Genomic DNA, 14,353 nt, shown 5'->3' with positions numbered 1-14,353 from the left:
TCTCCTTTCACCTATAGAAATGGAACGAATAAGGGGGGGGCTTATTTGTTCATTCGTCGTCTAACTGGTCATGGCGGGGATCAGAGGTTGTTAGCCAATCTCCGTCGGCAAAAGAAATAGAAGGGGCAATAGCTTCGTCATAAGGCCCCGTTCTAAAAGGTGCGGAAGATTCCACTGGGCTGACAAGGGCTTTTCCGGTGGGGCACCAATCTTCTACCCGATCGGCTCGGCTGCATCGGCTACAATTGGGGACATGACTTAGGTCATCCAAACCCTGAATCCGGCGGGCTTTCTGAGTCCCTTGAAGCCTCTCACCATGAATATCCTGGTAAGCCCGAAGAAAATAGTCTCGTGCCTTCTTCCCAGGAATTTTCAGCTCTTTTCCCACAGCGGCAAAAGACCGTAGCTCTTGATACCGATCATACACTGCCAGGCGGGTCCCCAAAACGGTGTCATGCGTGCGTGATCTCGTAGTCGAAGAGAGTGCTTCTTTCCATTTTTTGATCTGATCCCAACTCACATCAGTTTCGACAGTGTGCGGCCAAATGGGGATCATGAGGACAGCCTTCTTACCTGCTTGAATGAGTGTCCGGTTCCATTCCCGCTGGTTTATCTGAAGTTGTCCGTGGGCCATCCCCCGGATTTCTTGTATGGGGGGGATCAGCAAAGCGGGGAACGCGTTTCCACTGGTCAGATCTCCGCTGGTAAAGACCTCGCCGCTGACATGTGGCCATTGTTTTTTAAGGCGATTCAATTTGCGTTGATAGGTCCTGCCTACTTTCCCAAGTGCCTTAAAATAGGAAGTACCCTGGTGAGGTAATAGCCGTTCCCACCTGTGCCGTAATAATTCAATTTCTGCACTCATACTATGGAGTTTCCTAAGGTCATCCAAAGAGGTGAGCGTGCCAACGTAGAGGTTGGGACTCTTCAAGGTAAGCAGGTGGAGGAGCCAAGCCGGAAGGGCTGAAAATTTTCGACCTTGCGTTGCAGCTAGGAAAATGGGAGGGAATTCTTGATGAAATTGAAGCAAGTCCTTTTGAAATGTGGGAGATCGGTGCAGACAAGCATCACGATATTCGGTTCGTGAGAGGTTGGGAATGGGGTGTTTCCGTAACGTGTTCAGCCGATAAAATGGCAGAACCCCCCACAAAGGGTTTAGGACAGCTTGGGCTAACTCTCGCTCCTCAACTGGTACTCCAGTCTGCTTGAAAGCGAGCAGACTCGATAGATTTCGGGTTATCTGATCTTTGATCTTGTTTCGTTGCGGGTCTTCCGTTCCGGCCCCATCAAAAATCTGGTTAAGGAGTGCTTCTAATGGCTCTGAAGAGGTATTGGGCATCTGGGAATATTTGAGGGAATTGGTCCCGTCTGTCAATGCGGAATACTGAAAGACTCAGACCTCAGGAGCGCCATATTGTATGTCGTCAGCACAATTTGGCCACAGGGCTTGAGAAATTAAAGAAACGAAACAACAGCTATACAACGCTTTTTATGCGGCGCTTGCTGCATCAGCGCCGTAGGTTGCAATAAGGACCTCATGCAGTTTGTGCATATCTTCATACTGGGGTTGGGCGGACAGGCTGGCAAGATCGAAATTGAGGCAAATCTCGATATCCCTCTGTGATAAATAGTTCCCGTGTATCAGCACTTCTCTGATTTGGTCGCCGGAGCCAGGGTACTCTCGTTCGTCGGGGTCGTGATTTTGAAGTAAGAACTCCCGATAACAATGCTCGATAACGGGCTTCGAGTGAGTTTGGATCTCGTCTACCACGCGCAGGATTTCGGTGATTTTTGCATCCACCGCGGCCTCGGTACTGAAGAAGATGTTGCCGTTCGGGTGGGTGGTTTCGTTGCGGTCATCCACCAGCTTTGCATAGGTGCCGATCTTGCTGTTGTCACAAGCGATAAGTTTGAGAAAGCGCAGGATGGTGCGCTCATTTACTGTGCTAAACACAAATGGTGAGGTGGCTTCGAGAAGGTTCTTCTCTACATCTTTCCCGAAGCCGATTAACCCCTTTCCGAAATCATCTGGCTCGGTCTGTTTAATTTGCCAGATGTTAAAATAGACGCAGCTCATCGCGAGCATGTGATAGGCCAGGAAGGCAAACTGGTACTTGCCGTGGGTGTAGTTTGTCTCGAAAGCATCCCACAGAAAGGCGATGTAATCCTGTTCGCTACGGGTTTTGTAGGAGAGCGGCAGGTAGTTGCCCAGTTCTAGAGCTTCATCCATATTTCAGGTCTCCGCTGGGGATTGTTTGTCCTCACCCCACACGCGAGATAGAGTATTCTGGATCTTTTTTTCGAACCGTTCGATCAGTTCGCGGTTGGAGGCCACAAGGGCTTGCTCGGCTTCGATTTCGGCGACGATGGCTTGCTGGGTGGCGAGGGGTGGTAGGGGGATTTCTACCACCCGAAGTTCTTCACGATTGAAAAGTCCATTCACATTCATCCGCATGAATTGCATGTAGCGGCCTTCCCTCCGGTAGATGTTGAGGGTGTGCCAAAGATAGCTGCTGTCCACCCGCTTACGGTTCGGCCGGATTCCAAGGAGGAAGGATGCGAACAGGTATTCGCCGTCCAAGTCGAACATCGCCGTCTTTCCCACCAGACGCTTGCTTCCGTTGCGCCAATTGAAAAGAAGGTCGCCCTTTTGCAAGTAGTTCAGTGTCTTTGTCGGTGGCTTTATCCACCGCAATCCTTCCAACGTGAGCTTGCCATCCTCGGTGACGTTATTGATCGCAATGATTGGGGTTCCACCTTCGGCTTCGACTTCGGGGATGGAGACCGTGAGGCCACTGACGAACTCAACAATGTCATCAACAGTCACTATTGGCCAGTCGGGGTGGATGGGGATGTGGGGGCGGTAGTTGTCGAGGACGGCGCGGGCACCATTGATGACTTTCTGGTAGTCCTCGATCTCCGCCACGATCTCCTTCTGCATCTCCAGCGGCGGGAGGGGGATTTTGAATCGGTAGAGCAGCCCTCCGCTGAGATTGTTGATGTTCGCTCCGGCAATCTGTTCCCGCAGGAAGTCATTGAAATGGCCGGTCGTGAGCTGTTTGAGCAAGTAGCCGGCATGAAGTCGCCCCGGTTTGACGCGGATCGCTCCCATGAAGCCGCCAAAGTAGTAATCTGTGTCCGCATTGATGAACGCGACTTTGCCGACGTGATCTTTGCTGCCGCTCGCGAGGCAAATGAAGATGTCGTCCTTTCGGAGCTTCTTCTCGTCAGAGAAATCAGCTTTCGGCGACACTCGTCGGATGTCGTCCAAGTTAAGCTCGTAGCGATCCTTGTTGATGTTGTTGGCTCGAAGGACTTGGACGCCGCCTTCAGTTACTTCGTCCTCCTTTGAGAAGACAACGCCACGCACCAACTCGCACACTTCGCCAAGCCCAACAGAGGGGAAAGACGAGTTGCTTACTGCGCCCTCCCGATACCGCTCGCCGCTGAGGTTGTAGTCCCCATTCGCGGCCATCTTTTCTTTCGGAACGATCAGGCCACACACAAGCTGGAGGTCGGTGGTGGGTTGATGGTTGCGAAGCGCTTGGAGGTAGGTGGCGAGTTCGGTTTGGACTTGTGGGAGGTCGTTCTTTTCGATGGCGCGGCGCTGGGCGCCGAGGCCGAAGCCGTCGTTCTCCACTTTGAAGAAAGCAATGGTGTCGCTCTGCCGTGCTAGGCTTTTGTCGAGGATGAGGATGGATGTCTTGACGCCAGAGTAGGGATTGAACACTCCTGCTGGAAGTGAGATAACGGCAACGAGGTATTCCTCGACCAGCATCTTGCGTAGTTGGGTATAGGCATTTTGGCTCTGGAAAATGATGCCTTCGGGTACGATGATGCCGGCACGGCCAGTGGGTGTGAGGTGCTCAGCCATGTAGTCCACGAACAGGACTTCGCTCCGCTTGGATTGCACGGAAAATCGGTTGTGAGGTTTGATGCCTCCCTTTGGTGACATGAAGGGTGGGTTGGCGAGAATGACGTCGGCATAGTCGTTCCATCGGTCCTGGCTGGTGAGCGTGTCGTATTCGACGATGTGTGGGTTGGTGAAGCCGTGCAGGTAGAGATTCACCAGGGACAGGCGCACCATATCTGGTGAGATGTCGTACCCCTTAAAGTTGGTGGCCAGGCGACCCTTTTCATCGGGGGTCAGCAGGTCGCCCTTGGCGAGGGGAATCTTCGAAATATGAAGAGCTGTTTCGTCGCCGTTCTTGCTTCCGTTCGGTTCGATACCTTCCGGGGAGCTGTTTGCTTTGAGGATGTGCTTGTAGGACGAGATGAGAAACCCGGCGGTCCCGCAGGCGGGATCGAGCACGGTTTCGGTCTTCTTCGGATCGAGGATGGCGACGATGAAGTCGATGATGTGCCGCGGCGTGCGAAACTGCCCGGCCTCTCCTTGGGAGCCAAGGACCGAGAGCAAATATTCATAGGCGTCGCCCAGGCGCTCGGAGTGATCGTAGGCGAACTCATCGATAATCTTGAGAAAGGCGCGCAGGGTTTCGGGGTCACGATATGGCAGATAGGCATTCTTGAAGATGTCGCGAAAGAGCAACGGGATGCCGGGGTTCTCCGGCATCTTGGCGATGGCTTCAGCATAAAGGGTCAAGATTTCGTGGCCGCCAAGGCCTGAGCGCATGAGTTTGGCCCAGCCGTAGCGGGCAAACTCTCCGGCGAAGAACTTGCGTTTTCCCCCGAACTCCTCGCTCTCGGCATCCATGTCGTCCATGAATTTATAGATGAGGGCGATGGTGATCTGCTCGACCTGGCTCTTGGGGTCGGGCACCTTGCCCACGAGAATGTCCCGGGCGGTGTCGATGCGGCGTTTGGTATCGGTATCGAGCATGAATCTCCTCTAGGCAACAAATTGGTTCAAGGAGACGTAATCCTTGATGTATTCGGGGATAAGGGCGCGATATTTTTCCGGCACGGCCTTGAAGTCGCGTGTCGAAAAGACCGGGTTGGTGGCCAAGTCTGTAAAATGCCGATTTTCAATAATGGAGCGAATCTGGTTGCTGCTGGCATAGGCCTTAAAGTAATTTTTAATGGCTAGAATGCCTTCAGCCTTGTCGGGCTTGTGGTCGGCGACGAATTTGGCGAATTCCTCTTCCAAGAGTTCGTCCTTGGATTTGAACCGTGGGATGAGGCCAAAGATTTTTTCCAGAATCTCGCGCAGCGTGAGGCGGCGATCCACTGCGGCAGCTTTGCGCAGCTTGTCGAGGTTGTAGTATTCCTCGGGTTTATCGAAGACCTCCCGGTTGACGTAATCAATTACCCTATCCCATTGTCCAGACTCGACGGCTTGAGCAATGTTTTCGTTCTCGCGCATAGCGTCTCCAAACCTCTCAAAGAACATGCGGTCGATTTTCATGCCGTATTCATTGATCTTCTCCGCTTGAATGCTGGAGAGGATGTCTTGCCCCAGGTGCTCGTAGGTGCCTCCCACCACGACCGGGCCAGTTCCCTCTCCTTCACCATCACTTTTTCCCCGAGTAGGTTTGGGCAGCTTTATGACTTCATCGTAGTTGTATTCCTCCTCAAAGTATTCGCAATTGGCGAAGAAGTCGAAGAGTTTATACGACGTCTTATTTGGTTCCTTGACCCCTCCTTTGATGGTGTCGTCGAAAAGCTGCTCCAGGAAGTTATGCTTACGGGTGCCTCGCCCTTTAATTTGGATGAAATCCGTGGGAGAAAAGATTGGCCGAAACAAGCCGAGGTTGAGAATGTCCGGGCAGTCATATCCGGTCGTCATCATGCCGACTGTCACGCAGATTCTGGTTTTGCTGGTTTTGTAGCCGGGTAGGACGTTGGCCGAACCGAGCAAGTTATTGTTGGTGAAGTTGATCGTGAACTGTTGGGCATCCGGTATCTGCGACGTCACCTGGACGGCGAAGTCCGACTGGTACATGCCCGGAAACATGCGGTCGGCTATCTCATTGAAAATCTGCGCCAGTTTGGCCGCGTGATTCTGACTGACAGCAAAAATGATGGACTTACCGATTTCTCCGCTGACCGGATCGCGAAGGGCATTATCTAGGAAGATCTTGCAAAAGAGTTGGTTGGTGGACTTGGAAAAGAACTGTTTCTCGAACTCACGTTGCTTAAAGGCTTCCTGCTGATCTTCTCCTGTATCGTCTTTCATTGAAACCACGAAACCCTCTTCGGAGAGCAGCTCGGTTGTGACGACCGTCCGCGCATCCACCACGATGGGATTGATCAGGAAACCCTCCTTCACCCCATCTAGCAATGAGTAGCGAAAGGTGGGCTGGCTATTTTCGCACCCGAAGGTCCGGTAGGTATCCAGCAGCAAGCGTCGCTCCGCCTCACGCGGGTCCCGCGTGGTTGGGCTGCTCTGGTCAAACCGCTTCAGGTAGTCACGGGGTGTGGCGGTCAGGCCAAGTTTGTAGCCAATGAAATAGTCGAAGACGGCGCGGGCATTCCCGCCAATCGAGCGGTGTGCCTCGTCGGAGATCACCAAATCGAAGTCGGTTGGAGAGAAGAGCCTTTGATACTTGTTGTTGAAAAGCAAGGACTGCACCGTGGTGACGACCACTTCGGCGCGTCGCCAGTCGTCGCGATTTTCTTTGTAGATATCCGTTTTGAAGTCTGCGGAGAGTAGCCCCACAAAGGCCTTTTTCGCCTGGTCCTCCAGTTCGAGTCTATCGACGAGAAAGAGCACGCGATGGGCATTGCCGGACCGGAGAAACAGCTTGATGACGGCGGCGGCAATGAGTGTTTTGCCCGTGCCTGTAGCCATTTCGAAAAGGAAGCGATCTTTTCCGTCTTTGACAGCCCGTTGTAGTGCATGAACGGCCTTCAACTGATAAGGGCGTAGAAATCGCAATTTGTTGGTTTGTATGTAATTTGGTCGTTCGGATTCATTTTTCCATGCCGCTTCGGAGGCATAGGTCGGGCGTTGGGTGAGGACAATATAGTCGTCCCCAATTTGCTCATCGATCAGGCGCTGTGGGTTTGGCGTGACTTTTTGATAGCCGACCACCGAGCCTGGAGTGGGAAACGAGGTGATGACGTAGGGGTTGCCCCGTTCAAGATCCCAGAAGTAGTGCAGGTTGCCATTTGAGAGAATGACGAAACGGCAGTTTTGGGAGCGGGCGTATTTGCGGGCCTGCTCTTTGCCAACCAACGGATTTTTGTCCTCCGACTTGGCCTCAAGAACAATGAGCGGAAAGCCTCTGGCGTCAAGCAGAAGAAAGTCGACAAATCCTTTCTTGGTTTCTTCGAAGTTGTCACCGAGCGCGGCAAGGTCGGTTGACTTGATTGTGACGCTCGGTTCGAGGCTGATGTTGGCAGGGTTGTTCCCTTCGGCAAAAAACCGCCATCCTGCTGCTTCGAGCAGCTTGTTTATTTTGATACGGGCTGTGGCTTCTTTCATCGATTAAGGCGTGGTCGCTTGATGGTTTAGGGTTCGTTCGGTGGGTTTCCCATAGGTAGGACATGCTACCCAACCTATTGATTAAAGTACAGATATTTGATTCCTCAACCTTAGGAAACAGGAGAGAGAATAATTGTCAACAGTAATCACCATTATTCCCTTGGGTAGGGTTCGGACAGACTTTTTTATGAATTAGATCCCGCAATTCGTCTAGAGAAAGCGTCTGACTTTTGTTGCGATAAATTATCGCGTGGCAATTTGAGCAGAGGACGAATAGAACGGTTTGTGGATTAATTCATATAGGCCTGATTCGCTAAAGGACTTATTCTGATGCCCACCAAATTGAGGGGTTGTTGATTTTTAAGGGGAAAGGGGTAGAGTATTTGTGTTTTTTGGGCTCAGATTCGGCTTTAATTGATTCAAAGCGGAGCCTTTACATACACGTCCTTGGAAATAGGTGCTGGTCCTGGTTCATCTGCGAAAGGGATGTTTCAATGGATTTTTTCGACAAGATACTGAACCGAATTGACGTTGGGACGTCGAAGCTGTCGCGTGCGTCCCTTGAAAGCAATTTGGAGCTTGAAGAGGAAGAGGTCCGGAGGATCCTGTGCGAGGGGTTTCTAAGATTGGCGGCCCATTTTACTAGTGGGGACGACCTTCGATGGTTTGCTATGGAAATGCCCAGCAACTTGGTGAAGCTACTGAAGGAACTGGGCAACGCGATGCGAAAAAGGGGGCTCAAGCTTAGGGCAAGTGATCCTATACCGACATATGACGAGCTTATTGAGCAGATTGTGGGAAAGAATGAGGATATAGATGAAATCGAAGAGAGATATATTCAGCTGATAGCCCCATATATTGAGCAGCTAGTGGTTGCCGCTGCGAGAAAGCCCCTCAATTCCCTTGTACCACCGAAGACCGTCCGCACAGTGGTTTCGGAAATGGCAAAAGCTTTGGACCAATACGTCAAAGAAATTGCCACAATTCAGGAGGAATTAACTAACGCCAAAATTGAAGTCGAAAAGGGCGAAACCGAATATACGGCTATGGGTGAAAGCATTTCTGAGGAAATCTTACGGCGTGGGCAAGAGGTGGCGGGAGAGGCAAATAAGCAATTGGATAGGCTTGCGGGCAAGGAGCTTCTTGCGGTCGTTCAGGCCAGACTTGACCTCCAGGCGCGTTACAACGATGTGCTTGCAACAAAACTAGAAGAGGCCCTGGCCAGAATTGAGAAACTTGAACGGCTCCCAGGAGATATCACCGATGCCAGCCATTGAGGATTTTGTGAAGCGTCATGGCCCAGATGCCCGCCCCATATCTGAGATTGTGAAAACCTGGAACAATACCCGTTTGGCGAAGGACCTCGCCGACGCTGTTGTGGTTGGGGGTGCGTTGGCGGCAGACCTCATTCAGGGAGATGGATTTCGAGATCAGGTGCCGGAAGAGGTTCGTGATGCTGTGGCAAACCTAGCAAGAGAACCAAAAAATTGGGGAGCCTACGATGAAGCTCGGCGGAAAATTCAGGAGGTTCTTAATAATGATCTCATTACTAATAGTAAGGAGAGTAGCAAGGGGTGGATAAGCAAGTACAAAGGTCAGTTGGGGGAAGATCTCTTTAACAAACAATTTGATGGCGCTAATTTGGCAAATAACCCCAATCAGCCTGGTTACGATGTCTTCCGTGGTCCCGAAGACGGGCGAGAGTACATTCAGGTGAAACTTTACTCTGATCCGAATCAAGTCCTAGAAAAAATGAAAGAGGTTCAACACCGTGTTCTCAATGAACAGATCCTGGGGGAAGACGGCAGAGTTCCAGTGCGAGCTATCAACTGGGCAGTACCGGACGATAAGGTAGAGGAAGTGCGACGCCTTGTCGCAGAGACGCCTGAATTGGCCCAAATAACCGTTTACCCAATTGGTATTACCACGGAGCAAGCGACCCAACTTTTTCGTTCCGGAGTTGACGCCGTTGGGGCTGAGGGCCTCGAAAACTTTGGTAATCTCTTTGGAGAATTGTCTAGTGGGGTTACTTCCGCAGTTGTCTTACAATCGGCGTTCGTCGGATTTTTGTGGTGGAAAGGACAACGCGAGGCTGAAGAGGCGAAAAGCCAGGTCGTTGATACCGTGTTCACATCCACGGCCAGCTTTACTGCTGCCCTCGCTACAGAAGAAATTGCCGGTTCCCTTATTTTTGGTGGACCCCTAGGATTTGTCCTGGGGTTTACTGCCAGACAGATTGTGAGGAGGGCTCTGTCTTCGCGACGAGAATTTGTCAAACACAATGAAGCTGTTAATAAAGAGCTAGAGCTGCTCCTTGCCAAGTTAGCGACGTGCTAATCCCTTAATAATTTACCAATATAGGTTTATTGTGGAAAATTCATGGTTAATATCCCTAAAAGCATCATGATGGTGGGTACGTTGAGGTGCGGATGGTTAGCGTTCACCAGCTGATTCTTGCCCGGTTCCGTCCATATGACGTGCATACAATTCTGCTATACGGACTTGATCAATTATTTCTAGGGTAACCTGTCGGTTGAGTTCCTGACTGAGTTGCTCCTGCCTTTCCTGCAAGTGTTTCTGAAATTCAGGTGTCAGGTCACCCAATATAAATAGAAAAGCTAAATCCCCCCTAGAATTTTTGATACACCTTTCTAAATCATCGATTGCATCGAAAATGTTGACTTTCCCAATGTAGTTTTTGCATTGGACTGGAATGTTGTCGAGCAAAATCTTCCCTGTAAGTGGGTTCAAAATTCTTATTAATAGGTCCCACCCCTTATGTGAGTCTTTGATTTCAGAAACCTCAATGTAACTAATACTTTTACATAACATTCCACAAAAGATTTCAAAATTCTTAGCTGGCCAATTTCTGGATACTATTTCGATAATGCGGTTTTTTACCAACTGAGATACTTGGTCTTGAGTGACCTCATCAGTTCTTATCGAGTGCAAATCCAGGGTCTTATCTATGGACTTTTTGACAAGCAGGTCTAATTCACTGATCGATTCCTTTGAATAAATTTCATAGTAATGCCCACGCTTGGACAGGTCATGCTTTAGAGCCAGACTTACCTCTTTCAAATTAACAGATATCGGCTCTGGAGTAAGTGGGTTCACATGAAGCAAATGGTTAAAGTCATCCAGATCTCCAGGGGCAAAATCGTATCCAGGAGCTATAACCTCTCCAACAAGGATGTCCTTAATCGGCTGGTCCCGTTGTATAACAATACGGTGACTTGGAAGAATTCTTTCAATCAGAAATTGGGTGTAACGCCAGGTTATTCTTTCTTGTTCTAACCAAGTATCCCATTTTTTATTTTTGATCTTACGAAGATCAGTATTGGGTGGACTCCATCCAAATCTCGCACGACCTTCTTGGAAATTCCTCAAAATGAATTGGGGGTCTTCATCATGGAGACAAACAAGTTTAAAGTACCTTTGCATAGGAGGCCTCCCAAGTTGTGGGGGGAGAGCCTACTCAAAAGGGCTTTTGTGGTCAAATGAAAAATCTTGGCGCTTAGAATTAGGAAGGGAGGAATTTGAAGAATTTTGATATTGAGGCTTCAGTTTTAAATATAATGAATCGTTCCGTCCGCCCGATCTGAGGCAGTCTCGAGGTTATCCTTCCATTTATTATCAAAGATCTACGCACATTCGATCAGGCGGTTCGATCCATGGGGATGACTTCCGCCCCAGCTTTCAGTTTGTCCAGGTAATCGGCCCACTCCTGCATCATTTTTCGCCGCTCGGGAAGGTGGGCTGTGCGGTTATAGGCTCTCCCGTTTGGATCGCGTACCGCGTGGGCCAACTGGTGTTCGATAAAGTCAGGTCGGAAGCCCAGCACTTCATCCAGGATGGTTCGTGCCATGGCTCGAAACCCGTGTCCGCTCATTTCCTCTTTGCTGATACCCATGCGCCGCATGGCGGCAAGAATGGCATTATCACTCATGGGCCTCGCCGTACTACGTGCACTAGGGAAGACATAACGCCCACGCCCGGTAAGGGGGTACAGCTCGCGCAAGATTTCTACAGCTTGCGAGGAAAGGGGAACAATGTGCTGGGTGTCGGTCTTTGTGATGGTATACCGCCACTCCGCCTCCTCCAGGTCAATATCGGCCCATTCTGCTTGACGCAATTCTCCAGGCCGAACAAAGACCAAGGGCGCGAGGCGCAGCGCACAGGCCACTGTCAGTGTGCCTTCATACCCGTCCATGGCTCTGAGCAATTCGGCCACCTTTTTCGGGTCGGTGACTGAAGCGAAGTGCACACTTTTCACTGATGACAGCGCCCCTCGTAGATCCTGGGTCGTATCACGTTCAGCCCGTCCCGTGGCCACGCCATAGCGAATGATCTGGCCACAGGTACTCAGAGCGCGGTGCGCGGTTTCCAAGGCTCCCCGCTCTTCGATTCTGCGGAGGACTGCCAGGAGTTTCGGTGGAGTGACCTCGGCAATTGGTTTTTCACCAATCCAGGGGAAAATATCCCGTTCTAACCGTCGCATTATCCGGTCAGCATGATTCGCAGCCAAATTGGGCGATTGTTTGGCGAACCATTCCCGCGCCACGGCCTCAAAACTGTTTGCGGTTCTATCGGCACGGGCCATCTTCAGTGCCTTGCGGTTTTCCGAAGGGTCGATCCCAGCGGCAACTTGCTTACGGGCCTGGTCGCGCCGTTCACGGGCCTCTTTCAATCCCACATCGGGGTAGACACCTAACGACAAGAGCTTTTCCTTATTGTCGAATCGGTATTTAAATCGCCACCATTTGCCCCCTGACGGAGTGACCAACAGGAAGAGACCGCGCTCGTCAAACATTTTGACGGGTTTTTCTCGGATCTTGACCTTACGGATGGCAGTATCGGTTAAGTGCATTTTGGGGGTAACTCCTTTCCGCAATATGGCAGTTACCCCCAATGTTGCCCCCAGTTACTCCCGGCTGTCAATGGATTTTTTAAGCCGCTACTGGACAATAGACAACAAAAAAGCCGCTTATATTGCGGCTTTTCGTTTTATCATTATACTTTATCGGACGGCGTTGGATGATGAAGTGGTGGAGGGCACGGGAGTTGAACCCGCGACCCCTACGTTGCGAACGTAGTGCTCTCCCAACTGAGCTAGCCCCCCACACTTGGGATTCGTACTATGTGAAGCGTTGGAAAAAAGAAGTCCTTATGAATTGAAAAATATCACAGGATTATAACTGACTGTTAGTCGAGTTGCCATCGCTGACCTGTTTTTTGCCTGCCCGCAGTCCCCTCACGCGCCCATTAATCGTTTAGGTCTGATAATTTCTTCTATGAAAGAATGTGGACCTTGCGCCCTTCCAGATGTAACCGTTTTTGTGCCATCAACTGAAGAGCCTGCGGATAGCATTCGTGCTCTTTTTCCAAAATGCGAGCGGATAAGGATTCAACCGTATCCTCCTCAAGAATGGGCACAGCGGCTTGTACAATTATCGGTCCTTCATCGACCCCTTCTGTCACCAAATGCACCGTGCAACCGCTGACTTTTACGCCCCACTCCAAGGCTTGACGTTGGGCATCGAGTCCAGGAAAGGCCGGTAGAAGCGAGGGATGGATATTAAAGATCTTCGATGGGTACATTCGAATTAAGGCGGCGGTCACAATCCGCATATATCCCGCCAGGGCCACATATTCCACTCCATGTTGCTGGAGAAGGGCACCCATTGCCAGATCATAGGCCTCACGCGGGTTGGCGTCCTGAGCAAAAGGTTTTGGATCCAGATAGACCGTGGGAAGCCCTCGTTCCTTCGCGCGCTCTAAGCCCGCGGCATTGGGCTTGTTACTGGCTACGACCTTAAGAGTCGCATCCAACGAGCCACGATCAATTGCATCCAGAATGGCCACCAGATTTGATCCGCGGCCTGAGATTAAGACCCCAAGGGCAAGCGACACAGTTTCAACCTTCTAATGCGAGTAGGAAAGTTTTGGCTCAGAAGACGGACGATCTCGAACTTCTCCAATGACACAGCCCGTCATCCCTTGTTCCTGAATAATGTCCAATATCCGGCTGGTTTCTTCAGGGGGGGCCACCACGACCAGACCGATTCCCATGTTAAACACGCGAAACATTTCGTCTTGATCAATGGCACCTGCTTCTTGAAGAACAGTGAACAACGAAAGTGGCGCCCACGTGCTTCGATCGATGACCGCCTGGCAGGACTCCGGAATGACCCGTGGCACATTCCCGGTAATTCCACCACCGGTGACATGCGCCAGGCCGTGTACTCGGCTCTTGGACAGCAAAGCTTTGACCAGTTTCACATAAATAAGCGTCGGTTTCAGTAACGCCTCCCCGACTGTGCCCGGTAAACCCGGCACCCGGGTCTCAGGAGACCATTCCTTCAGCTCAAGAGCGACTTTCCGCGCCAGGGAGTAGCCATTACTATGAAGCCCACTCGACCCGACTCCAATCAACACATCCCCGTGTGTAATTTTTTCCGGGCCCAACATTTCCGACCGTTCCACCACCCCTACCGCAAAACCCGCCAGATCGTATTCACCCTGCGGGTAACATGACGGCATTTCTGCGGTTTCTCCACCGATCAAGGCACACCCCGCTTGCCGGCATCCCTCGGCAATTCCCTGAATAATCGCTTCTCCGACTTCCACTTCAAGATGACCCGTCGCGAGGTAATCCAGAAAAAAGAGCGGCTCCGCCCCGCTCACAATAATATCGTTGACGCACATCGCGACCAAATCAATCCCGATCGAGTCATGTCGATTCATTAAAGTGGCCATTTTAACCTTGGTCCCGACGCCATCCGTCCCGGACACCAGGATCGGCTCACGATAGCGGTCGGAAGGAAACCGAAAGAGGCCGCCGAACCCTCCGATGTCTCCCATGACTTCAGGACGGAAGGTGGAGCGAACCATGGGGCCGATTCGTTTGACAAAATCATCGCCTCGTTGAATATCAACTCCCGCTTCTCGATAGGTGGCCATGGC

At 51.1% G+C, this 14,353-nt stretch carries 10 protein-coding genes and 1 tRNA gene; 2 read left to right on the top strand and 9 right to left on the bottom strand.

Annotated features, from left to right (window positions below):
- Positions 1–49 precede the first annotated feature (49 nt).
- From LX98_RS08000 to LX98_RS07985, 4 genes are all read right to left on the bottom strand, one after another.
- Positions 50–1,339 (bottom strand): hypothetical protein, encoded by a 1,290-nt coding sequence (locus LX98_RS08000; RefSeq protein WP_496428403.1) that lies wholly within the window; start codon positions 1,337–1,339, stop codon positions 50–52.
- 150 nt (positions 1,340–1,489) lie between these two features.
- Positions 1,490–2,230 (bottom strand): hypothetical protein, encoded by a 741-nt coding sequence (locus LX98_RS07995; RefSeq protein WP_496428402.1) that lies wholly within the window; start codon positions 2,228–2,230, stop codon positions 1,490–1,492.
- Positions 2,231–2,233: 3 nt separating this feature from the next.
- Positions 2,234–4,840, bottom strand: coding sequence for an N-6 DNA methylase (locus tag LX98_RS07990; RefSeq protein WP_496428401.1), 2,607 nt, complete (start codon positions 4,838–4,840; stop codon positions 2,234–2,236).
- Positions 4,841–4,849: 9 nt separating this feature from the next.
- A complete protein-coding gene (locus LX98_RS07985) occupies positions 4,850–7,387 on the bottom strand; it encodes a DEAD/DEAH box helicase family protein (RefSeq protein WP_496428400.1) in 2,538 nt (845 codons plus the stop codon).
- Between the two features lie 494 nt (positions 7,388–7,881).
- Here LX98_RS07985 and LX98_RS07980 point away from each other — a divergent pair, with 494 nt between their 5' ends.
- Together LX98_RS07980 and LX98_RS07975 are read left to right on the top strand one after the other, a co-directional pair.
- Positions 7,882–8,664, top strand: coding sequence for a hypothetical protein (locus LX98_RS07980; RefSeq protein ID WP_496428399.1), 783 nt, complete (start codon positions 7,882–7,884; stop codon positions 8,662–8,664).
- Positions 8,651–9,724 (top strand): hypothetical protein, encoded by a 1,074-nt coding sequence (locus tag LX98_RS07975; RefSeq protein ID WP_496428398.1) that lies wholly within the window; start codon positions 8,651–8,653, stop codon positions 9,722–9,724. The genes LX98_RS07980 and LX98_RS07975 overlap by 14 nt, the downstream gene beginning before the upstream one ends.
- A gap of 96 nt (positions 9,725–9,820) precedes the next feature.
- On the opposite strand, the gene LX98_RS07970 is transcribed toward LX98_RS07975, so the two are convergent.
- The 5 genes from LX98_RS07970 to purM all read right to left on the bottom strand — a co-directional run bounded on the left by LX98_RS07970 (position 9,821) and on the right by purM (position 14,350).
- Complete coding sequence (locus tag LX98_RS07970) at positions 9,821–10,831, bottom strand: restriction endonuclease (protein ID WP_496428397.1); 1,011 nt, start codon at positions 10,829–10,831, stop codon at positions 9,821–9,823.
- A 214-nt stretch (positions 10,832–11,045) separates the two neighbouring features.
- Positions 11,046–12,257: a phage integrase central domain-containing protein gene (locus LX98_RS07965; protein ID WP_496428396.1), complete on the bottom strand. Its 1,212-nt coding sequence runs from the start codon at positions 12,255–12,257 to the stop codon at positions 11,046–11,048.
- 176 nt (positions 12,258–12,433) lie between these two features.
- A tRNA-Ala gene (locus LX98_RS07960) sits at positions 12,434–12,509 on the bottom strand.
- A gap of 170 nt (positions 12,510–12,679) precedes the next feature.
- The gene (purN, locus tag LX98_RS07955) at positions 12,680–13,300 is read right to left on the bottom strand and encodes a phosphoribosylglycinamide formyltransferase (protein ID WP_496428395.1); all 621 of its coding nucleotides are present in this window, start codon (positions 13,298–13,300) and stop codon (positions 12,680–12,682) included.
- A 12-nt stretch (positions 13,301–13,312) separates the two neighbouring features.
- Positions 13,313–14,350, bottom strand: a complete 1,038-nt coding sequence (gene purM / locus LX98_RS07950) for a phosphoribosylformylglycinamidine cyclo-ligase (RefSeq protein WP_496428394.1) — start codon at positions 14,348–14,350, stop codon at positions 13,313–13,315.
- Between the last annotated feature and the right edge of the window lie 3 nt (positions 14,351–14,353).

The sequence above is a fragment of the Nitrospira marina genome (assembly GCF_059568365.1).
Note: the sequence above shows the minus strand (reverse complement) of the source record. Positions and strands in the feature narration are given on the sequence as shown.